The 26049-nt window shown below is 37.7% G+C and carries 27 protein-coding genes; 23 read left to right on the top strand and 4 right to left on the bottom strand.

Going from position 1 to position 26049, the window contains the following annotated elements:
* The first annotated feature begins 36 nt into the window (after positions 1-36).
* Genes MHI34_RS02810 through phnX form a run of 5 tightly spaced genes read left to right on the top strand, consistent with a single transcriptional unit; the run spans position 37 to position 5294 of the window.
* Positions 37-789 (top strand): ABC transporter ATP-binding protein, encoded by a 753-nt coding sequence (locus MHI34_RS02810; protein WP_036125494.1) that lies wholly within the window; start codon positions 37-39, stop codon positions 787-789.
* Positions 782-2413: an ABC transporter permease subunit gene (locus tag MHI34_RS02805; protein WP_342504076.1), complete on the top strand. Its 1632-nt coding sequence runs from the start codon at positions 782-784 to the stop codon at positions 2411-2413. Before MHI34_RS02810 ends, MHI34_RS02805 begins: the two co-directional genes overlap by 8 nt.
* Positions 2410-3396, top strand: a complete 987-nt coding sequence (locus MHI34_RS02800; RefSeq protein WP_342504075.1) for an extracellular solute-binding protein — start codon at positions 2410-2412, stop codon at positions 3394-3396. The genes MHI34_RS02805 and MHI34_RS02800 overlap by 4 nt, the downstream gene beginning before the upstream one ends.
* Before the next feature lie 13 nt (positions 3397-3409).
* On the top strand, positions 3410-4510 hold the full coding sequence (locus MHI34_RS02795) for a 2-aminoethylphosphonate--pyruvate transaminase (protein WP_271912469.1): 1101 nt from the start codon (positions 3410-3412) through the stop codon (positions 4508-4510).
* Entirely contained in the window at positions 4500-5294 is a 795-nt protein-coding gene (phnX, locus tag MHI34_RS02790; RefSeq protein WP_036125486.1) for a phosphonoacetaldehyde hydrolase, read from the top strand. The genes MHI34_RS02795 and phnX overlap by 11 nt, the downstream gene beginning before the upstream one ends.
* 45 nt (positions 5295-5339) lie before the next feature.
* On the opposite strand, the gene def is transcribed toward phnX, so the two are convergent.
* Complete coding sequence (gene def / locus MHI34_RS02785) at positions 5340-5897, bottom strand: peptide deformylase (protein WP_036125484.1); 558 nt, start codon at positions 5895-5897, stop codon at positions 5340-5342.
* A 394-nt stretch (positions 5898-6291) separates the two neighbouring features.
* Between def and pdhA the strand changes: the two genes are divergently transcribed.
* The 15 genes from pdhA to MHI34_RS02710 all read left to right on the top strand — a co-directional run bounded on the left by pdhA (position 6292) and on the right by MHI34_RS02710 (position 20971).
* Complete coding sequence (gene pdhA, locus MHI34_RS02780) at positions 6292-7407, top strand: pyruvate dehydrogenase (acetyl-transferring) E1 component subunit alpha (protein WP_058843438.1); 1116 nt, start codon at positions 6292-6294, stop codon at positions 7405-7407.
* A gap of 3 nt (positions 7408-7410) precedes the next feature.
* Complete coding sequence (locus MHI34_RS02775) at positions 7411-8388, top strand: alpha-ketoacid dehydrogenase subunit beta (RefSeq protein WP_036125477.1); 978 nt, start codon at positions 7411-7413, stop codon at positions 8386-8388.
* A 47-nt stretch (positions 8389-8435) separates the two neighbouring features.
* Positions 8436-9773 carry a dihydrolipoamide acetyltransferase family protein gene (locus MHI34_RS02770; protein ID WP_089931913.1) on the top strand — a complete coding sequence of 446 codons (1338 nt, stop codon included), beginning with the start codon at positions 8436-8438 and terminating at the stop codon, positions 9771-9773.
* A gap of 4 nt (positions 9774-9777) precedes the next feature.
* Complete coding sequence (gene lpdA, locus MHI34_RS02765) at positions 9778-11193, top strand: dihydrolipoyl dehydrogenase (protein WP_036125472.1); 1416 nt, start codon at positions 9778-9780, stop codon at positions 11191-11193.
* 221 nt (positions 11194-11414) lie between these two features.
* On the top strand, positions 11415-12302 hold the full coding sequence (locus MHI34_RS02760) for a LysR family transcriptional regulator (RefSeq protein ID WP_051891703.1): 888 nt from the start codon (positions 11415-11417) through the stop codon (positions 12300-12302).
* 405 nt (positions 12303-12707) lie between these two features.
* Positions 12708-13334, top strand: coding sequence for a hypothetical protein (locus MHI34_RS02755; RefSeq protein WP_089931916.1), 627 nt, complete (start codon positions 12708-12710; stop codon positions 13332-13334).
* Complete coding sequence (locus tag MHI34_RS02750) at positions 13334-13942, top strand: hypothetical protein (protein WP_058843442.1); 609 nt, start codon at positions 13334-13336, stop codon at positions 13940-13942. Before MHI34_RS02755 ends, MHI34_RS02750 begins: the two co-directional genes overlap by 1 nt.
* A 198-nt stretch (positions 13943-14140) precedes the next feature.
* Positions 14141-14773: a hypothetical protein gene (locus MHI34_RS02745; RefSeq protein WP_342504074.1), complete on the top strand. Its 633-nt coding sequence runs from the start codon at positions 14141-14143 to the stop codon at positions 14771-14773.
* The gene (locus MHI34_RS02740; RefSeq protein WP_036125464.1) at positions 14770-15372 is read left to right on the top strand and encodes a hypothetical protein; all 603 of its coding nucleotides are present in this window, start codon (positions 14770-14772) and stop codon (positions 15370-15372) included. Before MHI34_RS02745 ends, MHI34_RS02740 begins: the two co-directional genes overlap by 4 nt.
* Positions 15369-16517 carry an ABC transporter substrate-binding protein gene (locus MHI34_RS02735; RefSeq protein ID WP_058843443.1) on the top strand — a complete coding sequence of 383 codons (1149 nt, stop codon included), beginning with the start codon at positions 15369-15371 and terminating at the stop codon, positions 16515-16517. The genes MHI34_RS02740 and MHI34_RS02735 overlap by 4 nt, the downstream gene beginning before the upstream one ends.
* A gap of 14 nt (positions 16518-16531) precedes the next feature.
* Positions 16532-17533, top strand: coding sequence for an iron ABC transporter permease (locus tag MHI34_RS02730; protein WP_036125460.1), 1002 nt, complete (start codon positions 16532-16534; stop codon positions 17531-17533).
* The gene (locus MHI34_RS02725; RefSeq protein WP_330493438.1) at positions 17530-18342 is read left to right on the top strand and encodes an ABC transporter ATP-binding protein; all 813 of its coding nucleotides are present in this window, start codon (positions 17530-17532) and stop codon (positions 18340-18342) included. Before MHI34_RS02730 ends, MHI34_RS02725 begins: the two co-directional genes overlap by 4 nt.
* Positions 18343-18877: 535 nt before the next feature.
* The gene (locus MHI34_RS02720; RefSeq protein ID WP_058843445.1) at positions 18878-19660 is read left to right on the top strand and encodes an SDR family oxidoreductase; all 783 of its coding nucleotides are present in this window, start codon (positions 18878-18880) and stop codon (positions 19658-19660) included.
* 194 nt (positions 19661-19854) lie between these two features.
* Positions 19855-20301 (top strand): CidA/LrgA family protein, encoded by a 447-nt coding sequence (locus MHI34_RS02715; RefSeq protein ID WP_051891702.1) that lies wholly within the window; start codon positions 19855-19857, stop codon positions 20299-20301.
* A complete protein-coding gene (locus MHI34_RS02710) occupies positions 20294-20971 on the top strand; it encodes an LrgB family protein (protein ID WP_036125423.1) in 678 nt (225 codons plus the stop codon). The genes MHI34_RS02715 and MHI34_RS02710 overlap by 8 nt, the downstream gene beginning before the upstream one ends.
* 59 nt (positions 20972-21030) lie before the next feature.
* Here the strand turns inward: MHI34_RS02710 and MHI34_RS02705 are convergent, their stop codons facing one another.
* Positions 21031-21627, bottom strand: coding sequence for a class I SAM-dependent methyltransferase (locus MHI34_RS02705; protein ID WP_141903378.1), 597 nt, complete (start codon positions 21625-21627; stop codon positions 21031-21033).
* A gap of 286 nt (positions 21628-21913) precedes the next feature.
* Complete coding sequence (locus tag MHI34_RS02700) at positions 21914-23383, bottom strand: aminotransferase class I/II-fold pyridoxal phosphate-dependent enzyme (protein ID WP_058843449.1); 1470 nt, start codon at positions 23381-23383, stop codon at positions 21914-21916.
* A gap of 143 nt (positions 23384-23526) precedes the next feature.
* Between MHI34_RS02700 and MHI34_RS02695 the strand changes: the two genes are divergently transcribed.
* Positions 23527-24486 (top strand): nitronate monooxygenase family protein, encoded by a 960-nt coding sequence (locus MHI34_RS02695; RefSeq protein WP_342504073.1) that lies wholly within the window; start codon positions 23527-23529, stop codon positions 24484-24486.
* Between the two features lie 20 nt (positions 24487-24506).
* The gene (locus tag MHI34_RS02690; RefSeq protein WP_342504072.1) at positions 24507-24794 is read left to right on the top strand and encodes a UPF0223 family protein; all 288 of its coding nucleotides are present in this window, start codon (positions 24507-24509) and stop codon (positions 24792-24794) included.
* A 111-nt stretch (positions 24795-24905) separates the two neighbouring features.
* Here the strand turns inward: MHI34_RS02690 and MHI34_RS02685 are convergent, their stop codons facing one another.
* Complete coding sequence (locus MHI34_RS02685; protein ID WP_036125380.1) at positions 24906-25532, bottom strand: DUF1054 domain-containing protein; 627 nt, start codon at positions 25530-25532, stop codon at positions 24906-24908.
* 126 nt (positions 25533-25658) lie between these two features.
* Between MHI34_RS02685 and MHI34_RS02680 the strand changes: the two genes are divergently transcribed.
* Positions 25659-25856, top strand: a complete 198-nt coding sequence (locus MHI34_RS02680; protein ID WP_036125378.1) for a hypothetical protein — start codon at positions 25659-25661, stop codon at positions 25854-25856.
* The last annotated feature ends 193 nt before the right edge of the window (positions 25857-26049 follow it).

Raw genomic sequence — 26049 nt, 5'->3', positions numbered from 1 at the left:
CTATACTAAAGCTAAGAACTGAGAGAGGTGACCAATTTGTTAGAGCTAAAAAATATCGCAAAAAGCTATAAAAATAAGAAGGTTTTAGTAGATATCAATGTAACCATCGAATCAGGTGAAATCATTTCGTTACTAGGGCCAAGTGGTTGTGGTAAAACCACCTTGCTCAATATCATCTTAGGGCTTGTAGATTCCACGGCTGGACAGCTTGTCTACAATGGACAAGATATATCCAAGCAGTCGATGCAAGAAAGAGGTTTTAATATTGTGTTTCAGGATTTTGCGTTATTTCCTCATTTAAATGCATACGACAATATCGTTTATGGTTTGAAAAATAAGAACGTGCAAATGTCGAAAGAGGAGATACAAGAATATATCGATTTTTTAGAGCTAACACCTCATCTGCAGAAAAAGATTCACGAATTATCTGGTGGGCAAAAACAACGAGTTTCCATTGCGAGGACACTTGTGATGCAGCCTAAAATACTATTGTTAGATGAGCCACTAAGTGCATTAGATGGCGTCATTAAGGAATCCATCAAGGAGCGTATTAAATCCATTGCCCGTGAATTTAAATTGACAACCATTATCGTGACACATGATCCAGAAGAAGCCCTCACATTATCTGATAAAGTCATGATTATTAATGAGGGAACAGTTGCTCAATTTGGTACACCTCATGAAATAGTAACAGCACCAAAAAATCAATTTATTGAGGATTTTATTTTAAGGCAGCTTCATATTAAGCGACATAACATCTATCAACTGTTTGGAGAAACATATGCTTAAAACGAATAAAATGATGAAATTGATTTTTCTACCGATTCTTATTTTTTTCCTATTCTTTTTAATTGTGCCATTACTTTATATGTTTTGGCAGTCTTTCAAAATAGGAAATGTGGTGACCATTCAAAATTATATAGATGCTTTACAAAATATCGAAATTCGAGAAGCCTTTATCAATAGCTTTAAAGTTTCTTTTGTAGCCTCAGTGATTACAACCATTTTAGCTTTTTTATTGGCCTATGCTGTTCATTTTACAACGATGCATCGCCATGCGAAAAAGCTTGTGCAAATAGGCATTACTTTGCCCATGCTTCTGCCAACCATCACCTATGGTTTTGTGCTGATTTATACATTTGGTAATCAAGGAATTCTAACGAAATTAGTGGGGCAACCCCTTTTTACAATTTACGGGTACAACGGTTTGGTGCTTGGTTACGTTTTATATACATTGCCAGTCGCTTTTATTTTAATGCAAAACTCCATGCAATATATCGACAAACGATTTTTACTGGTGTCCATGTTAATGCATGATCATTCACTTCGTCGCTTTTATCATACTGTATTCCGTCCAATGTTAGGTACGATTGGTGGTGCTTTTATTTTAACGTTTATTTTAAGCTTCACAGATTTTGGTATACCCGCATCTGTTGGTGGAAATTACACAGTGATTGCCACTGAACTTTATCAAGCGATGTTAGGCTCCATTGTCCATTTTGAGCGTGGCGCAGTGATATCAGTGTTAATGCTAGTACCTGCCGTACTTGGTGTTGCCCTATTAACAATTTTAGAGCGTTTCAATTTTCACTATAAACAAGGTGGGCGAAGTGACCTTGTAAAGCATCGTCTGCGTGACACGCTGTTTACTATTTATTCATTTGTCTGTGTGACGATCGTATTCATCATTTTTGCAACGATGTTTATTGTGCCTTTTACGAAAGGCTATCCATATAACTTCAGCTTTACATTAGAGCATGTTCAAAATGTACTAGCAGAGAAGGATTTAATAAAGGTATATGTCAATTCTCTTATCGTGGCAGTATTAACGGCTATATTAGGCGTGGTCATTACATTTCTGTCAGCGCTACTCAATGTTCGGACACCGTTAAAAGGAAGAAAAAGCTTAGATGTAGCCTCCATGATTACAAATACAGTACCAGGAATGGTGCTTGGATTGTCCTACTTGTTTTTCTTTAATGGAAGTTCATTAAAAGGTACATTTTTCATCATTGTTGCATGTAATATTGTTCATTTTTTTACGACACCTTATTTAATGGCGAAAAATTCATTACAAAAGATGGACCCTACATGGGAAGTGACAGCTGAGCTATTAAAGGATTCTTGGTTAAAAACCGTTAGACGAATTATTTTGCCGAATATTAGACCAACGATTTATCAAATGTTTAGTTACTTTTTTTTAAATGCTATGGTCACGGTTAGTGGTGTTATTTTCCTTGTCAGCACGAAGACAATGCTTGTCTCAACACGCATCAAAGAGCTTCAGCATTTCGCAAAGTACACCGATATTTTTGTACTATCGATATTTATTTTATGTACAAACCTCATTGTGAAATTAGGTTGTGATTATATAACAGCACATAAAGAAAAAGCGGAGGAGATATCAAAATGAACAAGTCAACAAGCATGATGTTAGGGACAATTAGTGCAGCGGGGGTTGTTTTAGCTGCGTGTGGAGGGGCTGCAGCTGATTCCAAAGAGCAAGTCATTATTTATTCAAATGCTGATGATGAAGCAATTGAAGTAATGGAATCCACATTAGATGATAAGGGCTATCAAGGTAAGTATTTAATCCAATCATTCGGTACTTCTGAGTTAGGTGGCAAAATGATGGCAGAAGGGACAGATATTGAAGCAGATGTTGTCACGATGGCTTCCTATTTTATAGAAAGTGCTCAAACCTCTAAAGCCATGTTTGTAGATATTTCTTCGGACTTAAAGCCACTTGATGGAGGAGTTACATATGCACTGCCGATTTTAGGCAATGTTGGCTCCATCTTTATTAATACAGAGGTATTGCAACAAAAAGGGCTAGCAGTACCGAAATCGATTAAGGATTTGACAGACCCTGCTTACAAGGAATTAGTATCCTTCCCAAATATTATGGATTCCTCAACAGGCTGGCTTTTAGTACAAGCCATTATAAAGGAATATGGTGACGATGAAGGACAAAAGGTGTTAGCTGATTTAATTAAAAATGCTGGCCCACATATTGAAAGCTCAGGTTCTGGCCCTATCAAAAAGGTGAAAACTGGTGAGGTTGCTGCAGGCTTTGGTTTACGTATTCAAGCGATTGATGCTAAAAACGAAGGATTGCCAATTGAATATATTGACCCGACAGAAGGAAACTTCACTTTAACGGAATCTGTGGCTGTTGTGGATAAAGAAGGTGATGAGGCTTTAGCTAAAGAAATGGCAAAGGTGATCGCAACGGAGGCTCGCAGTGGTTTATTGGAGCAATATCCTGTAGCTCTATATGAAGGGGAACAGGTAAAGGATGAGTATGTTCCAGCTTATTTAAAAAAATGGGATACAACATTAACGGTTGATTTATTAGAAAAACATCAAGCCTTCTTTAAAGAAGCGCAGCGATAAGGAGTTATAGCAGATGAGTAACTATAAATTATTGACACCAGGACCATTGACAACAACTGAAGCGGTAAAACAGGAAATGTTAAAAGATCGTTGTACATGGGATGACGACTATAAAAATGTGACACAAGTGATTCGCAAGCAACTTTTAGCGTTAGCTCATGTCGAGGAGCCTGAATATACTACGGTGCTGATGCAAGGAAGTGGAAGCTTTGTCGTAGAGTCTGTACTAACAACTGCGATTGGTGATAACGATAAAGTACTAATTCTAACAAATGGTGCTTATGGTGAGCGAATTGTTGAAATGGCTAACGTTTTAAAGTTACAACATGTTGTTTATAGTGTCCCTTACGATGAACAGCCATCCTCATTAGAAGTTCAAGCTTTTCTTGAAAAAGATGCAAGTATTACACATGTAGCCGTAGTGCATTGTGAGACAACTACTGGTATTTTAAATCCAATAAAAGAAATAGGAGAAGTTGTTCATTTATTCGATAAAACGTTTATCGTGGATGCGATGAGTAGCTTTGGTGGTGTACCGATGGATGTATCCAATTTGCATATTGATTTTTGCATTAGTAGTGCCAATAAATGTATTCAAGGTGTGCCAGGTTTTGGATTTGTTATCGCGAACACAAAAGCTTTAGAAAAATGTAAAGGACAAGCCCGTAGCGTAGCATTAGACTTGTATAGCCAATGGGAAGTGATGAAGCAAGATGGAAAGTGGCGTTTCACATCACCTACTCATGTAGTGGCAGCTTTTGCGAAGGCGCTTGAGGAGTTAATCGATGAAGGTGGAATCGATGCCCGCCATAAGCGCTATGCGCATAATAATCATATACTTCGCTCTCGTTTGTCAGTGCTTGGGTTTGAAGCGTACGTTTCAAAAGAGCTTCAATCACCTATTATTACAACATTTTTATTCCCACACAACGAGTTTACTTTTGAGCATTTTTATCAGGAAATGAAAAAAGAGGGTTTTGTCATCTATCCTGGTAAGTTGACTGATGTGGATACATTCCGTATTGGCAATATTGGTGATATTCATGAGGAAGATATGCTGACGTTATGTGAGGTCATAGAAAATTATATGGTGGTGAAAACGAATGAAAATTGAAACGGTTATTTTGGATTGGGCAGGGACAGCGGTAGATTTTGGTTGCTTTGCCCCTGTAAATGTTTTTTTAACGATTTTTGAAGATGCAGGTGTCACAGTTACACTGGAAGAGGCTCGTAAACCAATGGGTATGCTGAAAATTGACCATATCCGTACGATGCTAGAAATGCCAAGAATTGCTGATGAATGGCAACGTGTGCATGGACAAGCCTTTACAGAAGAAAATGTAAGTGCATTATACAAGCAGTTCGAAACAAAGTTAATGGAATCGTTGGCAACTTATACAGATCCTATCCAGCATGTGAAAGCGACCGTACAGCAATTGAGAGAAGCGGGAATTCGAATTGGCTCAACGACAGGCTATACTGATTCCATGATGGAAGTAGTGACAAGACATGCAGCTGACAAGGGTTATCAACCTGATTTTCTCGTAACACCTACACAGGTAGGGGATAAAGGACGACCATACCCATTCATGATTTTTAAAAATATGGAGGCATTAGGGTCAAAAGCAACAAAGCAAGTTGTGAAGGTTGGCGATACAACCTCAGATATAATGGAGGCCTTGAATGCAGGTGTTTGGGCTGTTGGTGTTATTATTGGAAGTTCAGAAATGGGACTTTCTGAAGCAGAGTTCCAAGCATTAACTGCTGAAGAACAACAGCAAGTGATAGCGAAAACGAAATGCATTTTTGAAGAAACTGGCGCTCATTATACGATTGAAACTATGGCAGAGCTACCTGCGTTAATTGAAACGATTAATGAACGTATAACTAGAATATAAACAAAACAAACCTCGGCAGATGTGGATAACTGCCGAGGTTTGTTTTTAGTCTCGCTCATATGGGATTGAATCTGGTATTTCGGCAAATGGATTTTTTTCATTAATTCGGTCATAAAACATAACACCATTCAGATGGTCTAATTCATGCTGAAATGCAATAGCCGGCAATCCTTTAAGGCGCATCTTTTTCTCTTCACCATCAATTGTTTTAAATTTTACTGTGATGCGTGCATGACGTGGCACATACCCAGGAATATTACGATCAACAGAAAGACATCCTTCTCCTGCTGATAGGTATGTGTTTTCGACAGAGTGGCTAACGATCTTTGGATTAATGGCCACAAAGCTTAATTGTTCGCCAGCCTCATCTTTTAAATGAAGGGCAAACATACGCTGTAAGCAATTTACCTGATTGGCAGCTAAGCCAATGCCACTACGCAAATTATATTTTTCGGCCATTTCAGGATCTTGGCTGTTGATTAAATATTGAAGCATATCCTCTGCAAGCTTTCTTGTTTCATCAGTTAAAGGGAATTTAACTTCCTCTGCTTTTGTGCGTAAAGTCGGATGACCTTCGCGGATAATATCATCCATTAAAATCATATAGTAATCTTCCTTTCAACTTTGTAGTGCCTTATTAATAAGTATACATCACGTCTTAAAACAATCACATGAAAAAAGACCTTATTTGAATATACTCAAAAAATTTTTCTAATGCTATTAGATTTTCGAGAATGGGGTATTCTACTAGGGGAATAGCTGTGAGAAAACGTATGAGCTGTACGGTGTAAATAAGGTGTTGTAATACAGAATTTGAATATTACTGATACAGTATAGGACAGCAATGTTTGATTGTTATTCTAGAAAAAATCTTTGTATAGAGCAGTAATAGATGATTGACCGACAGTATTTTATTCAGTATACTGAATTTCAAGAATAAGTTGTACTAGTTAAAAAGGTGATTTATTTTAATACAGCTGAAAGGGAGATGTGACAAATGAGCAAGAAAAACAATAATATTTTTGATGCTAAACAAACGCTAACTGAAATCGAAGATAAGTTTGAAATGTTTCAAATTTTGAATGAAGAAGGCGAAATTATAAATAAAGAGGCAGATCCACAATTATCAGATGAGGAACTAGTTGAACTAATGACACGTATGGTTTATACACGTATTTTAGATCAACGTTCAATCTCACTAAACCGTCAAGGTCGTTTAGGCTTCTACGCGCCGACTGCTGGTCAAGAAGCTTCGCAACTTGCTTCTCATTTTGCGTTAGAACAAGAAGATTGGATTTTACCAGGTTACCGTGATGTACCACAAATTGTATGGCATGGCCTACCTTTAGATAAAGCGTTTTTATTCTCTCGTGGACATTTTATGGGGAACCAAGTACCTGAGGGTGTAAATGTTCTAGCACCACAAATTATTATCGGTGCTCAATATATCCAAGCAGCAGGTGTTGCACTAGGTATACAAAAGCGTGGGAAAAAAGCTGTTGCAGTAACTTATACTGGTGACGGTGGTTCTTCTCAAGGCGATTTCTATGAAGGAATTAACTTTGCAGGTGCGTTTAAATCACCAGCAATCTTCATCGTACAAAATAACCAATATGCAATTTCAACACCTCGTGAATTGCAAACAGCTGCTAAAACAATTGCACAAAAAGGTGTGGCAGCTGGTTTACCAAGTATTTTAGTAGATGGAATGGATGCGCTTGCAGTTTATGTAGCAACGCGTGATGCACGTGAGCGCGCAGTTAATGGTGAAGGTCCAACATTAATTGAAACAATGTGTTACCGTTATGGTCCTCATACAATGGCTGGGGATGACCCAACACGTTACCGTACATCTGATACAGATAATGAATGGGCACAAAAAGATCCACTTGTTCGCTTCCGTAAATACCTAGAAGCAAAAGGTTTATGGGATGAAAAGAAAGAAGAAGCAGTAATCGAACGTGCAAAAGAAGAAATTAAAGAAGCAATTAAAAAAGCAGATGCTGCTCCAAAACAAAAAGTAACAGAATTAATGGAAAACATGTATAAAGGCGAAATGCCATCTAATTTAAAAGAACAGTATGAAATCTATAAAGAGAAGGAGTCGAAATAACCTATGGCACAAATGACGATGATTCAAGCAATTACAGATGCACTTCGCACAGAATTAAAGAATGATGAAAACGTTCTTGTATTCGGGGAAGATGTAGGTGTCAACGGTGGGGTATTCCGCGCGACAGAAGGCCTACAAAAAGAATTTGGGGTTGATCGCGTTTTTGATACACCATTAGCAGAATCAGGTATTGGTGGCTTAGCAATCGGTCTTTCTCTTCAAGGATTCCGTCCAGTTCCTGAAATTCAATTCTTCGGTTTCGTTTATGAAGTAATGGATTCAATCAGTGGTCAATTAGCACGTATGAGCTACCGTAGTGGCGGGGTATATAATGCACCAGTAACAATCCGTTCACCATTTGGTGGTGGTGTGCACACACCTGAAATGCACTCTGATAGCTTAGAAAGCTTAATGACAGCACAACCAGGATTAACAGTTGTTGTTCCATCAACACCATATGATGCAAAAGGTTTACTTATTTCATCTATCCGTAATGACAACCCAGTTATTTTCTTAGAGCATTTAAAACTATACCGTTCATTCCGTGAAGAAGTACCTGAAGAAGCATACGAAATTCCACTAGGAAAAGCAGATGTAAAACGTGAAGGTACTGATTTAACAATTGTGGCTTACGGTTTAATGGTTCATGAAAGCTTAAAGGCTGCTGAAGAACTAGAAAAAGAAGGACATTCTGTAGAGGTCATTGATCTACGTACAATTCAACCGATCGATGTGGAAACAATTATTGCATCAGTTGAAAAAACAGGTCGTGCAATCGTTGTCCAAGAAGCTCAAAAACAAGCAGGTATCGCTGCAAACGTAGTAGCAGAAATTACAGAGCGCGCAATTTTAAGCTTAGAAGCTCCTGTTCTTCGTGTGGCTGCACCAGATACTGTGTACCCATTCCCACAAGCTGAAGGTGTTTGGTTACCAAACTACAAAGATGTAATGGAAACAGCGAAAAAAGTTTTAACATTCTAATAAAGCTTCTAAACTTGAACAACAGTAACTAGAAAGGATGGGTACACATGGCATTTGAATTCAGATTACCGGATATTGGCGAGGGAATTCACGAAGGCGAAATCGTGAAATGGTTCGTTAAAGCTGGAGATACAGTAAAAGAAGACGATATTCTTTGTGAAGTCCAAAATGATAAAGCGGTAGTAGAAATTCCTTCACCAGTTGAAGGAACAGTTGAGGAAGTTTTAGTAGGAGAAGGAACAGTTGCTGTAGTTGGCGATGTCCTAATCCGTTTGGATGCACCTGGCTATGAGGACTTAAAGCTAAAAGGTGATCATCATGCTGAAGAAAAAACAGAAGCACAAGTTCAGGCAACTGCAGAGTCTGGTCAGGACGTAGAGAAAGCTCCTGCTAAAGAGGAAAAGGCACCAGAAAAAGCTCCTGAAAAAGCGGAGACAGTGATTGATGAAACAAAACGTGTGATTGCAATGCCTTCTGTACGTAAATTTGCACGTGATAAAGATGTTAACATCCGTGAAGTGAAGGGTACAGGTAAAAATGGTCGAATCTTAAAAGAAGATATTGAAAACTTCTTAAAAGGTGGTGGCTCTGTAGAGGCTGATACGGCAACTGTTGAATCAGTTGATGCAACAGTTCAGCAAGAGGCAGCAGCTCCAGCAGCACCTGTAGTTCTTGAAGGGGAATTCCCAGAGACTCGTGAGAAAATGTCTGGTATTCGAAAAGCGATTGCAAAAGCAATGGTACACTCGAAACAAACAGCTCCGCATGTTACACTTATGGATGAAGTCGATGTAACAGCTCTTGTAGCACATCGTAAAAAATTCAAAGATATCGCTGCTGAAAAAGGTGTCAAATTAACATATTTACCATATGTAGTAAAAGCACTTATTTCAACTTTACGCGAGTTCCCTGAATTTAACCGCTCATTAGATGATGCAACGCAAGAAATTATTCAAAAGCATTACTATAATATTGGTATTGCTGCTGATACTGAAAGAGGCCTATTAGTACCCGTTATTAAGCATGCAGATCGCAAATCTGTATTTGCAGTGTCTAATGAAATCAATGAGTTAGCGACGAAAGCCCGTGAAGGCAAGCTTGCGCCACATGAAATGAAAGGTGCTTCTATGTCCATTACGAATATTGGCTCTGCGGGAGGACAATGGTTCACGCCAGTAATTAATCATCCTGAAGTAGCTATACTAGGTATTGGTCGAATTTCAGAAAAACCTGTAATAAAAAATGGTGAAATTGTAGCCGCACCTGTGTTAGCATTATCATTGAGCTTTGATCATCGTATGATCGATGGAGCCACTGCACAAAATGCTTTAAATCACTTAAAGCGTTTGTTAAGTGAGCCAGAATTATTATTAATGGAGGCGTAACAAAATGGTAGTAGGAGATTTCCCAATCGAAACAGATACTCTTGTCATTGGTTCAGGTCCTGGAGGATATGTAGCAGCAATTCGTGCAGCTCAAACTGGCCAAAAAGTAACAATCGTTGAAAAAAATGTACTTGGTGGTGTGTGCTTAAACGTAGGTTGTATCCCATCAAAGGCATTAATTTCAGTAGGTCACCGTTTTGAGCAAGCTAAACATTCAGATGACATGGGAATCATCGCTTCTGATGTGAAATTAGACTTCTCAAAAGCACAAGCATTTAAAGACAGCGTTGTTAAAAAATTAACAGGCGGTGTTGAAGGCTTACTTAAAGGTAACAAAGTTGAAATTGTACAAGGTGAAGCTTATTTCGTTGACGCTAACTCAGTGCGTATCATCAATGGTGAATCTGCTCAAACTTACACATTTAACAATGTCATTATTGCAACAGGTTCTCGTCCAGTTGAAATTCCAACATTCAAATTCTCTGATCGCGTACTAAACTCTACTGGAGCACTTTCTTTACAAGAAGTTCCTGGTAAATTAGTTGTTATCGGTGGCGGATATATTGGTACAGAGCTAGGTTCAGCATACGCAAACCTAGGTTCACAAGTTACAATTATTGAAGGCGGAAAAGATATTTTAGCTGGCTTCGAAAAACAAATGACGCAAATCGTGAAAAAAGGCCTTAAAAAGAAAGGCGTTGAAATGGAAGTTAACGCATCTGCAAAAGGCGTTGAAGAAACTGAAAACGGCGTAGTAGTAACTTATGAAGTTGGTGGAGAAGAGAAGAAAGTTGAAGCTGACTATGTATTAGTAACTGTGGGTCGTCGTCCAAATACAGATGAAATGGGCCTTGCTGAAATCGGTGTTGAATTCGGTGAACGCGGTCTAATCAATGTTGACAAACAATGTCGTACAAATATTTCAAACATCTATGCAATTGGTGATATCGTTGCAGGTCCTCAGCTTGCACATAAAGCTTCTTACGAAGGTAAAGTTGCTGCTGAAGCGATTGCTGGTGAAAAATCAGTTGTTGATTATCTTGCTGTACCGGCTGTATGTTTCACAGATCCAGAAATGGCGACAGTTGGTTACAACGAAGAACAAGCGAAAGCAGAAGGCATTGAATACACTGCAGCGAAGTTCCCATTCGCAGCAAACGGCCGTGCGCTTGCATTAAACCAATCAGAAGGTTTCGTGAAGCTTGTTGCTCGTAAAGAAGATGGCTTATTAATCGGTGCTCAAATCGTAGGTGCTGGTGCATCTGATATGATCGCTGAGATGGGCTTAGCGATTGAAGGCGGCATGACTGCTGAAGATATCGCTTTAACAATTCATGCTCACCCAACATTAGGTGAAATTACAATGGAAACTGCTGAAGTATTACTTGGCAACCCAATCCACATTGTAGCGAAAAAATAATTTGAATAAAGGAGTGTAGAAAAAGCGGATGTTCATTCGCTTATCTACACTCCTTTTTTATTTACAATTGTTTTCTTAAATGCAGCTTGTCGTTGAATAAAATAAATAAAAGGTAATAACTTGAAGATGTGGCCCTATGGATATTAAATTTTACTTTATGCATAAAAAATAGTATTATAATTGATAATAATTATCAATTAAAAATGAAGGAATGGGTTACGATGAATGAGCGCTACCGAACATTTATTTTATTAGCACAATACAAATCATTTACTGAAACAGCGAAGCAGATGTTTTGTTCCCAACCAACAGTTTCTCAGCATATTCAGCAATTGGAAAGTGAATTAGGCTGCCAGCTGATCTCACGGAAAAAACGACAAATCGAGTTAACTACACAAGGCGAAATGGTGTTGGCTTATGCGCAGAAGATGCAGGAAATGGACCAACAATTGCGAATAGCAGTAAAGCAGACACAACAGGAAAATATCAAATTATATATAAGTCACTATATTGCAGATAGCTTTTTTGACGAGCTATTTGATAAAAATAATAGCACATATAAACAATATCCATATGAAATTAATAGCTATTGCTATGAAGATTTAAAAAGTAGTTTAGTAGAAAACCATGCCAAATTTGCTGTGATGCCGATTTATGATGCTGATAAGATTGTTCACGAGTCATTTGATATCGATATTTTATTTGAGGAAGAATTAGTATTAGTGATGACAAATGATCATCCTTTAGCAAGTCGTCAAATCATTTATACAAGAGATTTGAAAAACTTATCGATGCTATTGTCCCAAAGTTCTTATTTGAATCAGCATATTAAACAAGCTTTACATCAGAAGGCAGTACCTGTTTATTATATACAGATGACTAATTTTGAAATTATTAAGAAGGCTGTGCAGCAGGGTATGGGCGTATCCTTTTTACCTTATAAATCAATAGAGGATAGTCTAGATAAATTAACGTTTAAATATGTGAAAGGTCTATCTATTAAACGAAAAAATGGTATTGTATTTAACCGTAACCAAATTTTAAATGAGCAAGAACAAGCATTTTGTGAACGTATAAAGAAGAAATTGAAGATAGAGTCTATCAGGTAAGCTAAACTTATAATGGTAAATAAATCCTTTATAGTGTTTCTTCTATTATATTTATTAAAATATTTTCTAATTTAATCCAAGCAATATACGAAGCTTTTATTTACTGATTCGTAATTGTTTGGGTTTTTTTATCTTAATTGAGCCTCTATGCCAGCAGTATGGTAGCACTTGGAGGAATTTATATAGCTTTTTTGCGATGACTTCCAAGAATCATTTTTGATAGAATATCATCCTTCATTTGTAGGTTTATAGCATTCTATAAGAAAATGTAATAGTACAATAGGAGATTTTTATAATTCGAGAAAAACGGATAAGTGGACAGCGAAAATTAAAATCTTACACCTTACATGATATTGATAATCGTTATCAATGGTGATATAGTTCGAAATGCAAGGAGGTATGAAGATGTCAAAAGACTATATTGTTGTTCATCCATGTAATATTTTTTCTCAAGGCAAAGCAGATGAAAATTTTGAAATTGTAGATATGTATGATTTACCGAATATTGAGCTGTCTTCTTATAAATGTATGATAATTTTAGGGTTTGTCGATCAAGAATTTTTGCAAGAAAAGAAGCAAATTATCGCAGATTTTTTGGCAAGTAAAAAGATTGTATGCTTCTTCGGTAACTTAGTCACAAATTGGTTGCCAGGACAGCAGGCATTTATTGCAAAGGAAATTCGAAATCATTGGGATTATGACATCTCAATTGCGAAACAACACAGAATTTTTGCAGGTGTAAAGGAAGAAGATATGACAATAAATAAAGGTGTGAAAGGATTTTTTGCTCGTGGACATCATCCAGCACCTACAGATGCGGAAATTTTATTAACCTTGCCAGACGGTGAGCCTGTGACATTTATTGACCGAAGCTCAACAAATGGGACTATTTTTATGCATGCAGGTAATAATCTTTTAACTATTGGAGGCATGACACCGTCATCATCAAAAACAACCAGTCGTATTCCTACACAGCTAATGCAATGGGTACAAGAAGAATACATGTATTTAGCGGAAAGGAGTGTCAAGTAGTGCGTAAAATAGCTGTTATGTATAGTGGTAGTTCACAACATTGGCGTACATATAAGACATCTGAATTCGCTCAGTATATTGATCAATTGATTCCAGTGCGTCAGTTAGAGGAAGAAAATTTAGATGCCTTTGATGTATTAATCATCCCTTCTCAATCTCATACAGGATTATTAGATAAAAATATTCAAAAGATCTATGATTTTGCGAATACAGGTAAAGTAGTGGTCACATTTGGCCCTCAGCACAGAGATTGGTTGCCAATGCATAATTGGGAATCTAGGCCAACTAATTTTTGGTGGTGGCTAGAGCCTAATGCTGATAGTGGCTTGCGTTTAATAGAGGCAACGCATGATTTATTTAAGAATTACCTTACATTGGAGGATGCAACTTGGCATCAACATGGTGTGTACTGGCCAAGTGAGGGCTGTGAAGTTTTAGTATCGACAGATGATGGTGGGGCCGTCTTATATATTGATCGAGTGAACACAAATGGGATTTGGGTCAATACAACATTGGATCCAGATTATCATTTTGGATCTTATTTTATGCCGGCAACAGAACGCTTCTTACGAGGATTTTTACCTTGGCTAAAGAAAGGGCAAATATAAGGAATGCTAAGTGCGCAAAATGATTACTAATAGCTCTATTTGAGACGCAAGTGTTAGTAGTATGTTGGTTCAAGGTTTTGACAGGAAAGCTTGCCGTACATAGTGTAGAAAAATAAGCTTGTGGTATTAAATTAATTATTTTGGAATTTGCTCGTCATTGGTACGGAAATTTTTTGATAAAAGAAAGTAGGAGAACTAGTGGAACCTATTGCTTATGTTGGCATTGATATTCAGTTTACTCGATTAACAACTGAGGATCGTGAACGTGGCTTAGTATTTTTATATTTATATGATCTACCCTATGTTGATTTAACTGCCTATGCAGGAATAATTATCACAAATCATGTAGAAGAGCAATTTCTACTAGAACATAAAATGATTTTAGATGAATATTTGCTACAGGGTGGTGTTATCTTTTCACTGACAGAAATATCATTGCCATGGTTAGCAAATGTAGCTAATTGGAAACGCTCTCCTATTCCATTGAAAGATCGCGAAATCATGATTGAACAAGCTAATTGTTCTTTATTTAAAGGGATAGAGCCTTATGATATTAATTATCGAAAAGGTGTACGGGGCTTCTTTTCTCGTGGCTATTTTGAAGAATTACCAGCACATGCGGAAGTGTTAATTACAGATCAAAGTGATGTACCGATACTTTATGTTGATCGACACTCAACAAATGGCACCATTTTTGCAGGGGCAGGTACCGATATTTACAAGGTATTTATACATGAAGAAAATACATCGAAAAAGCTTAGTATGCAAATGCTAGATTGTATTCGTGAGGAAGCTAACCGCAATTATGCAAGTGGAGGTATGGGCAAATGATAGGGATTGTGACGAATGGCTTACCATTTCAAAATCGCTTTTTTGCAGAGCAAGAATTTCATTATTTATATGATGAAGTGCTACATATTCGCCACTTTCATCAATATGATTTAACAAAGTATGACACACTTATTTTATCTTGTCGCTTAGATATCCGTTCTTTAAAGCGGTATCAGTCACAATTACTGAAATTTGTTAATGCTGGCAAAAGACTGATTATTTTTGGTGAAATATTGGATTGCTGGTTTCCGACAATTGATTGGGAAGATTCTGAGGTCAATTTTAGTTGGTGGGTGAGAGATGGCGGTGATTTACCGATGAAAATGCAAAATAATGTGCATCCACTTTTTAAATACGTGACATTGCATGATATGAAATGGCATTATCACGGTTCTTTTTTACCACCACAAGGAGCGCAATCGTTATTAGATATTCCAAATGGACGATCTTTATTTTATGTAGATAATGTGAGTTTTAATGGAGAACTAGTTGTCACTACACTTGATCCGATGTTTCATATTGGACTAGGTTTTATTGATCAATCAAAGCCGTTTTTACATGGGATGGCAAAATGGTTAAGAGAGGAAGAAAAACATTGAAGAAGTATGGACTTGTCGCTGCTGTAGCACTAACAATGTTGCTGGCAGCTTGTAATAATAACAACGAAGAGACGCAAAATAATACTAAGCCTCAGGTGGAGCAACAATCATCAGAGTTACAAACGACAAAGGAAGAGAAGCTTGTAGTTGACCAATTAGGACGTGAAGTAACAGTACCAAATTCGATTGAGCGTGTTGTAATGGGAGGCATTCTTCCATACTTCTCTACTTGGTATGTAGCAACAAATTCTACAAAAGAAATTGCTGGTATGCATCCAAATTCGTATAATGCAGCAAAACATTCGATGCTAGCAAAAATGTCTCCAGATGTTTTAAAGGCTGATACTTCGTTTATTCAGAATGGTGAAGTCAATGTGGAAGAATTAATGAAAGTAAATCCACAATTATATATAGAGATTGCAACAGATGAGAAATCAATCCATAAAGTATCAGAGGCAGGTATTCCTGTGGTTGCGCTCAAGGCAATTGACGCAGCTGCGGCAGAGCCATTAGCTACCTTTAATAGCTGGTTAGAAATAACAAGTCAAATAACAGGCACAACAGAACGTGCTAATCGCTTCCTAGAGGAAGGCAAAAAAGTACAAGCTCAATTAGATGAAAAGTTAAAAACGATTGAAGAAAAAGATAAGCCTCGCGCGATGATGTTGTTTAGACATAATGAAAAGTCGATTACAATTGGAGGGAAAAACTTCTTTGGTAATCAATGGCTCAATGCGACGGGAGCAATTGATGTAGCTGAAAATGATATCCAAGGACAAAAAGAAGTCAATATGGAACAGGTCTATACTTGGAATCCAGATATTATTTTTATTACCAATTTTACAGAGACACAGCCAGCTGATTTACTTGAAAATAAGATAGCTGGGCAGGATTGGAGTCAGGTGAAGGCAGTTCAGGAGGGTAAAGTGTATAAGATTCCATTAGGCATTTATCGTTGGTTCCCACCTAGTGGAGACGCACCTTTAATGTTAAAGTGGCTTGCACAAAAAAATCACCCAGCGCTATTTGATTATAAAATAGAGGATGAGATTAAAGCATATTATAAAGATTTTTATGAATACGATGTGACAGATGAAGATATTCAAGCTATTTTAAATCCGTCTTCAGAAGCAGCTAAATATTAAGGGATGATTGGTAAATGCAAAACTGGAAAAAGATTATTTTATGGCTCCTCCCCTTGGTGATTGCCGTTATTTCTCTTGGTGTAGGACGCTTTGAGGTTGGTATCGAGCAGCTATTAAAGATTCTTGCTTCACAGATTTTCCCTATAGAGCCGACATGGACAGAGATGGAAGAAACGGTTATTATCAATATTCGCTTGCCACGTATTCTTCTCGCATTGTTAATTGGTGGAGGTTTAGCAATTGCAGGTGCTAGCTTCCAAGGAATGTTTGGTAATCCGCTAGTATCACCAGATATTTTAGGTGTTTCGGCGGGAGCTGGCTTTGGTGCTTCTCTTGGGATATTATTGTTTGGGCAAAATTTTGCCACACAGATAATGGCATTGCTTTTTGGATTAGGTGCCATCGGCTTTACGTTTTTAATTGCTGGCGCACGCAAAAATGCTCCTATTTTTATGTTTGTCTTAGCAGGTGTTATTACATCGGCACTGTTTAATGCGCTTATTTCGTTAACTAAATTTGTAGCTGACCCAGAGGAAAAGCTACCTGCGATTACCTATTGGTTGATGGGTAGCTTAGGAACGGTTACTTATAAAGATTTATATATAGGTGGACCACTGATTATTATCGGTATGTTAATACTTTATTTCCTAAGATGGCGATTAAATATTTTAACCCTCCCAGAGGATGAGGCAAAATCAATGGGAATTTCTGTAGTGCCTTTGAAATGGATGATTATATTTGGTGCCACTTTGATTACTGCGGTGTCTGTTGCGGTTGCAGGAATTGTTGGCTGGGTGGGTTTGATTATTCCACATGTTGCTCGTATGCTTGTTGGAAACAATAATCAGCATGTATTACCAATGTCGATTGCTATTGGAAGCGTCTATTTGTTAGTAATTGATAATTTAGCACGTTCTATAACAGCAACAGAAATACCTTTATCGATTTTAACAGCGATTATTGGTGCACCATTCTTTGCTTATTTACTGCGTAAATCTGGAGGTGGATGGGCGTGATAATTGAAGTGAAAAATGGCAATTTTTATTATGAAAAGCATCGTAAGAAATCCCAAAATCTTTATGTAAACAATATTAATTTTACACTGGAACCAGGACAAATTATGGCCATCCTTGGTCCTAATGGAGCTGGAAAGACAACGATGCTCAAATGTATTACAGGGTTACTAGAGTGGAAGCAGGGAGAAACCTATATAGATGACAAGCCATTGTCTACTGTCAAGCGTAAGGAGCTTTGGCAACGTATTGGCTATGTACCGCAAGCTCATAAAATGGTATTTGGTTTTACAATAGAAGAGCTTGTTGTGATGGGAAGAGCCCCTTTTATTAGTACATTGGCCCAACCATCAAAAAAAGATTTAGAAGCGGCGCATTTGGCATTAGATACAATTGGTATCGTCCATTTAGCAAAAAAATCATGCAATGAGGTAAGTGGCGGCGAGCTACAGCTGGCTTTAATAGCTCGCACACTGGTTGCCGATCCAGAAATACTTATTTTAGATGAACCAGAGTCACATTTGGATATTCAAAAACAAATTACTATTTTACAAACAATCAAGCAATTAGCGAGAGAACGTGGCATTTCTTGTATTATTAACACGCATTATCCTAATCATGCCTTTTATTTAGCTGATCGGGTCCTGATGACGGCAAAGGATAAGGGTGTTGTATATGGCGCTGTACGTGAAATAATGACGGAGGAAAGAATGCAGTCGTTTTTTGGTATCGAGCTAAAAAAAATACTGTATGAAGAAGAGAATTATGTGGTAGAAACAATGGTTCCACGTGCATTAGGTGCAGAAAAATAAGGAGTGCCGCTGGCTTGACTCCAATCAACCATTCTGCAAAAGTGTCTTTTCCTCTTTCATACTAGCCGTTGGGGACTAAATAACCCTTTATTTGTCTTATTAGAGAGAGGATAGACCCTTATTTTCAAGATGGAGAAGTGATGAGTGACAACACCCCTCCATAAAATGAGTAGTGGAAATCTTTTCTAAAAAGATAACCTTTTTATGGATTGGAAGGCTACTTGACTCCGATGGGATAGCGAGACAGGCGAGCCCACAGGAAAGCAAGTAGCCGGAAATCCATTTTCACCTTTCACAAACATTCTATGGATAGTTTTGTTTTTCCACACTATGTAGCATGTAGTTGTTTTCCCAACTACATGCTTTTTAGCTATTTTACTGTATTAGCTTGGTGCGTGAGTCGGCTACATTGATAATCAGGTAGTGGTATTGCCTTCAAATATTATTTCTATTATTTGCAAGCTCCTTTAATTATTCTGAATAATCGATAAATGGTATAATGATAGCATTGTAGAAAGTAAGGGAGGATTTCATAGTGGAGCTTAATTTAACTGGGAAAGTAGCAATTATTACAGGATCGAGTAAAGGAATTGGTTATTATACGGCCATGCAACTTGTCAAAGAGGGGGCTCATGTTGTACTTTGCGCACGTGGAGAAAAACAGCTACAGGTGGCGGCTGGATGTATTAAAAATGAAACGGATGTGGATGTTTTAATTGTTCCAGCTGATGTTACAAAGGAAAAGGATTGTAAGTATTTAATTGAGCGTACAGTAGAACATTTTGGACGCATTGATATTCTCATTAATAATGCAGGTACGGCTTCAGCGAATCCCTTTGAGTCAGTGAGTAGTGAGCTGTGGCAAGCAGATTTAGATTTAAAAGTATTTGGGGCTATACATTGCTCCAAATATGCTGCACCATATATGCGTAAGGCTGGTGCAGGTGCAATCGTTAATGTGACAGCGGTGATGGCTAAGACACCTCCAGCAAGCTCGCTTCCTACTACAGTTAGCCGCGCTGCGGGACTTGCTTTGACAAAAGCGATGAGCAAGGATTTAGGGAAGGATAATATTCGCGTAAATTCTGTATGTATTGGGCTTATTCGCAGTGATCAAATTGAAAAGAATTGGAAAAAGGAAGAACCTAATTTATCGTGGGAAGAATATTCTCGTATGGTAGGGAAAACTATTCCACTTGGACGTGTAGGTGATACGCAAGAAGCCGCTAACGTCATCACATTTTTAGTTTCTGATGCAGCAAGTTATGTTACAGGGACTTCAGTGAATATTGATGGTGGCTCTGGTCACGCATTATAAATAGGATAATCTTTTTTAGGAAAATAATTTTAATGATGTCTCATTAAATTATGATGAGACAACCCCTATATTTCTCTTAATTAAAAGAAGAAAGCCATCCGCTTTCTTTTTTTATATTATTTTCCTAAAATTATAATAGACAGAAAATTCTTGCAGATGTAGAATGAACGATATAGGGGGTGAAAAGTGGCGAAATGTTGAACGAAAATTTTGCTGCGCTATTGTTGCGAGTTATTCGTATCATTGCTCAAATTGGCATACTGACGATTTTTTATTACATGGGGGTGGGAATAGTAACATATTTACACATACCTCTTCCAGGAAGTGTTATTGGATTACTGTTATTAGCACTTTCACTCATTTTTAAAATCATTAAGGTGGAATATATTCAAGACGGTGCCAGTTTTTTAATTGGTATGTTAACATTGTTTTTCATACCAGCAACGGTAGGGGTTATTGATTATCCAGAACTCATGTCAGTCACTGGCCTGTTGATTATTTTAGCCGTTATTGCTAGTACATTAATCTCTATTTATGTCACGGGTTTACTGACACAAATCATTGAGAAAAAAGAATTGGCGAAAAAAGAAGGTACGGAAACCACTGTTGATGAAGGAAAGGGAGAGTTAACGGTTGATTGAAGCAATTGTTGTCCTAAGTACCGTCATTATGTTTGTATTGTTCACAAAGTTTTATCAGCGATTTCCACATCCCATCATGATCCCCTTGGTCACTACTACAGTGGTCAGTGTGATGATTTTACTTATATTCGATATTCCATATGCAACATATATGAGAGGTGGAGAATGGCTTCAGAAAATGCTTGGACCAGCAGTTGTCGCACTTGCCTATCCTCTCTATAATCAACGAGCTATTATTATAAAATATAAGTATTCTATTTTATCAGGACTTTTCATCGGTATGATTACAGGCTTAATGACAATTTTTGTATTACTAAAATGGATTGGTGTAAAGTCTAGCTGGATGCTGACGGCCTTACCTAAATCATTAACCACGCCTGTTGGGATGCAGGTAAGCGAAACGATTGGAGGTATCCCGCCTCTAACTGCTGTTTTTGTGATGATTGCAGGGTTTGTAGGGGCTATTATTGGACCATTCGTTATTAAATATGGCAAAATCAACTCTGCCGTTAGTAGAGGTGTGGCTGTAGGCAGTGCCTCACATGGTGTAGGTCTTGTAAAATTAAGAGAATATGGGGAACAGGAATTATCAGTTGGTTCATTATCGATGGGCTTAACGGCTGTTATTGGGGCATTTTTCTGTCCTTTATTTGTTTATTTATTTTTATAATCCAATTGTCGCTTTGTGCAAAAAAAGAGTTGTCTCAAAAACTATTTGAGACAACCTCTTTAGCTTTTTTCAATAATCAATTGAATCGTATGGGCTAGCCCAGTGTGTAGCATTCCTTCATGTCGAATTTGCTCACCTGTAAAAAAGTGGATAATTTTATATGCTTGACACCATTGAAGGACATCTAAAGGGTTATATAAAAAATCGAGTTGCTGTGGACCACCTGAAGCATAAGGGAGCTGATAAATGGAATATAACTCCATCATAATTCGCCCTCCTGGTTTGACTGAATCGATAATCTTTTGTATGACCGTTTGTTGTTGCTTTGCTGGAAAATGTCCAAATACCATAATGGCCGCATCATATTTATTAACGGGAAGCTCATCCAGCAGTAAATCGGCTAGCTTAGTTTGAACTGTCACTTGATGCTTCAGTGCTAATTGTTCAGTTTTTTGAAGGCCACTCTGTGCATAATCATAGGCAGTAACCGTATGTCCAGCTGTGGCTAAAAAAACAGCATTACGTCCTTCACCCTCTGCATAGGCGGCGATATTAGGGTAATCTTTCAAATAATATACATAATCTTTAATAAAGGCATTAGGTTGTTCGCCATAAACGTATTCTGCTCCTTGAAAACGTTGATCCCAAGTATTCATTTAGTTCACTCCCTTTTTTATATTGTAAATAATATAGATTGCTTATTCTAATTTTTAGCTTATTTAGTTGAAAGCTTGAAAAAGCAACTAGTCGTTATGAAAAGGCAAATAATCAATTCTCAAGTAATATTCAAGTACCATCTATATATGTAATTAATAATGATTGGGACAGGTAAAGAGAAATTTCTAAAGCAGCAATGATATCCAAGCATAGCAAAGCTCACTTGAGTGTTTTAGAGATAATGAAAAAGCTAGCTCTTCACAATGAAGAACTAGCTTTTAATTTTTAAAAAATAGGTTTTCGTTCTTTTATTACCCGAATTGTTTTCAATGTTGTATCCTCGGGTCCTTGTACTGGTAAACCTGCTTCAATATTCATTTGAATATAATGAATATTTTCTTGTGTAATTATTTCCCCGGGAATAAAAATCGGAATTCCAGGAGGATAGACCATAATAAATTCTGCACAAATACAGTTATCTGCTTCTGCAAGAGGAACGACTTCTGTATCGGCATAAAAGGCATCACGTGGTGACATGGCAAGAGCTGGGATTTCTGGTACATTCACTACAGCTTCTGTGATAGCCGCTTCAGAATCGAATGCTTTTGACATACGAGTGAGTGCATTTACTAAAAGATTAATTTCTTTTTTCGTATCTCCCAATGTCACTAAACATAAAATATTGTAAAGGTCAGACAGTTCCACTTCAATATTGGCATTATATCGTAACCATTCCTCAGCTCTATGCCCAGAAATACCTAAATCTTTTACACTGATAAGCAGTTTTAATGGGTCCATATCATAGGTCGCCGATGAATGTAATTTTTCCTTACCTGCACACTTTAAATGCGCTATTTGATTGATGCGTTTACGCGCATCTTTTGCTAAACGCAATGCATCGTCGATTAAATCATATCCATGAATGGCTAGCTGGCGACGAGCTGTGTCAAGCGAAGCGAGTAATGGATATGAAGTCGATGTCGTTGTTAGCATGGAAAAGACAGCTTGTACACGTTTCGCTGAAACAAGACCTTCACGGACATTTAAAATGGAAGTTTGCGTCATGGAGCCACCGAGCTTGTGTACACTTGTTGCTGCCATATCTGCACCTGCCTCCATTGCTGAATACGGTAGGTCATCATGGAATTTTATGTGTACACCATGTGCTTCGTCTACGACTACTGGAATCTGACGATCATGAGCGATTTCGACAATGCGCTTTAAATCAGCTGTAAAGCCAAAATAAGTTGGATTAATAACAAGTACAGCTTTTGTGTCTGGATAAGCATTCAACGCTTTTTCGACAGCTTCAGGCGATATGCCATGAGAAATTCCATATTCACTGTCGACTTCTGGGTGAATAAAAATTGGAATTGCACCAGCGAATACAATCGCCGACATAATAGATTTATGAACATTCCGTGGCACTAGAATCTTATCACCTGGGCCGACGACGGTCAGAATCATCGTCATGATGGCGCCACTAGTACCTTGAACGGAAAAGAATGTATGATCAGCACCAAAGGCTTCAGCTGCAAGGCTTTGTGCTTCTTTAATAGCACCCTTTGGTGAATGTAAATCGTCTAGTGGAGCAATATTAATTAAATCAATTGATAAAACGTTGTCGCCGACGAATTCTCGGAAAGCAGGGTCCATCCCTTGCCCTTTCTTATGGCCTGGAATATGGAATTGAATTGGATGTCTGTTCCGATGTTTAAGTAATACGTCGAACAATGGAGTCTCTAGTTGTGACAACGCAGGTACCACCTCACTTTATAATATCTAAGAAAACAAATGAATTATAGCACCTAACGACACGAAAAAATAGACTTTTCATAAAAATAAAAGGTTTTTTTCAGGATAAAGAGAAATTATTATCGAACGAAAGGGGAGGTACTATGAATTGGAATACACGTGTGACGGAGCTTTTGCAGGTTAAATACCCCATTATTCAAGGAGGGTTAGCCTATTTAGCATATGCTGATTTAGCGGCAGCTGTATCGAATGCTGGCGGTCTAGGGCAAATAACAGCCATGAGCTTACGAGATCCTGATTTATTACGAGCAGAGATCCAGAAAGTCCGAACATTAACAGATAAACCGTTTGGCGTAAACTTTGCGATTGGTCTGCATGGTATAGGCTTTGAGGAGATGGTGCGCGTTGCAGTTGAGGAAGAAGTACCAGTTATTACGATGACTGGAGGAAACCCAGCACCTATTTTTGAGTTGCTAAAAGGAACAGCTATCAAAAAATTGGTACTTGTAGCTGCTCGTAGACAAGCCCAAAAAGCTGAACAACTAGGAGCAGATGCTGTGATGGTTGTTGGTCAAGAGGGGGGAGGTCATCTTGGGCGAGATGACGTTGGCACAATGGTGCTAGTTCCTCAAGTGGTTGATAGTGTGAAAATTCCAGTCATTGCTTCTGGAGGCATTGGTGATGGGCGCGGTTGGCTAGCTGCACACGCATTGGGAGCTGAAGGCATTGAAATGGGCACACGCTTTATTGCCACAAAAGAATGTGTCGATGCATCAGAGGCTTATAAAGAGGCTCTGCTTGCTAGTACGGAGGCTGATACGACGATTATTAAGCGTTCTATCGGCGCGCCAGCACGAGCTTTACGTAATGAGTTTACGACAAAGATTTTAGAAATTGAGGAAAAAACACCAACATATGAGGCTTTAAAAGATTATATCAGTGGTTCAGCCAATAAGCGTTTTATTTACGATGGCAATCAAAATGAAGGCTTTGGCTGGGCTGGTCAAGTGACAGGAATGATTCACGATATCCCAACCGTAGCGGAACTCATCAATCGAATGGTTGCAGAAGCTGAAAGTATCCGGTTAAAATGGGGGCAATAACATAAAGGTGGTTTTGTCGAATGGAATATTCTTATCCGTTTTCAACTGATTGGTCCACAGAGGAAATTGTGGATGTCGTTCAATTCTTTGAAGGAATTGAGAAAGCTTATGAAAAGGGCATCAAGCGTGAAGTCATGCTGGCTAAATATCGTCGCTTTAAAGAGATTGTTCCATCTCAAGCAGAGGAAAAAACAATTTTTCGAGAATTCGAAGAGGCAAGTGGCTATATTAGCTATCCTGTCGTCAAACAGACCAAGGAAGCTGAAGATGGGATGATTATAAAAATTGTCCCTAAAAACGGGCGATAAAAAATGGATGTGAGCACAACTCACATCCATTTTTTAATTTTTTGTGTTAAAAAACGACATTTTGCATAAACTACATCAATAAAAATCATCATTAAATGAATCTAAGTAAAACTATTTTCCAACAATGACGTTGTAAAGAGGAAGTAAGCGATTAAATGTTTCCTCTGTTAATTGTTGTAACTCGCTAGCTGTTAGCTTTGTCGCTTGCTCTTTTGGAATGTGACGACCAACCAAGAACTCACCTTTTTTGACATCTCGCAGTCGTATAAGTAATGCTTCAAGCTTGTCTTCTTTTGCCTCTTCGAGAGAAATGGCCTCAGGGGACATATGATCACCTGACACAATAAAATCAGTAGGAAGTTGCTCCAATAAAGATTTATGGGCAAGTAAACGCTCAGCCATAACATTTTTTTGCGGTGCTTCATAAATAATAGCTAAGACGATGAATAAATGTGTGTGCCATAGACCAATCTGAAAGTGAGGCAATGATTTATAACCTCTTTTATAGGGAGCGAAGGCAACCCAACTATCCTTTGGTGGGTTGACAGTTCTTCGAGCATGTTTGGCAACATGAGGGAAGAATTCTTCACCTAGTTGGCTAGAGAAATAAGCAGAAAAGTCTTCTCCTAGCTGATTGAATTTTGGACGTACAAGGGAAGTTAAAGCATCCATTCTTTGTTCTAAACCGTCTATTGTAAAAACATTAAAGTCTTTGTTTGTCCACTTTGTTTTTGGCAATTTTATTTTACTCCTTTCGTTTTATAAGGTTTATTTTACGCTGATTTTGGGAAAAAATCTTATAACAAGAACTTTATCGAAATAAAAAAGTTTTTGTAAAAAAAATTAAAAAAGGAAGTGTTTTTTATGAAACCTATCGTAAAAATTATACGTAAAGTTGACATTGAAAAGCAATATGAACACATTTTACAATTAGAATTAGATTATGAATTAGCATCACTCTTTGAGGCGATGAATGAAAAAAATGATATTGAAATTGAAAAAAGTAAAAAACGTCTGGCTGAAATACAGATGGAACTTGAAAGCTTGCACGCCTATGCGTAATCAAAATTTAATACCTATTTAAAAAATCACTTGCTGAATATTCCGACAGCAGGTGATTTTTATTGTGACAAAGGGTAAAATAGAAATTATATCAAATTGCAGTCCTCTGTTTTTTTATAGTCGAAACAAATGGTTAAGTGATGGAAAAGGTATGAGGAGCATAAAGAGAGCGAGAGAGCCTTTTCTTATATTC

This window comes from Lysinibacillus sp. FSL L8-0126 (genome assembly GCF_038630385.1).
Classification (GTDB): domain Bacteria; phylum Bacillota; class Bacilli; order Bacillales_A; family Planococcaceae; genus Lysinibacillus; species Lysinibacillus fusiformis_D.
The sequence above is the reverse complement of the archived record's forward strand: the minus strand, read 5'-3'. Positions and strand labels throughout refer to the sequence as shown.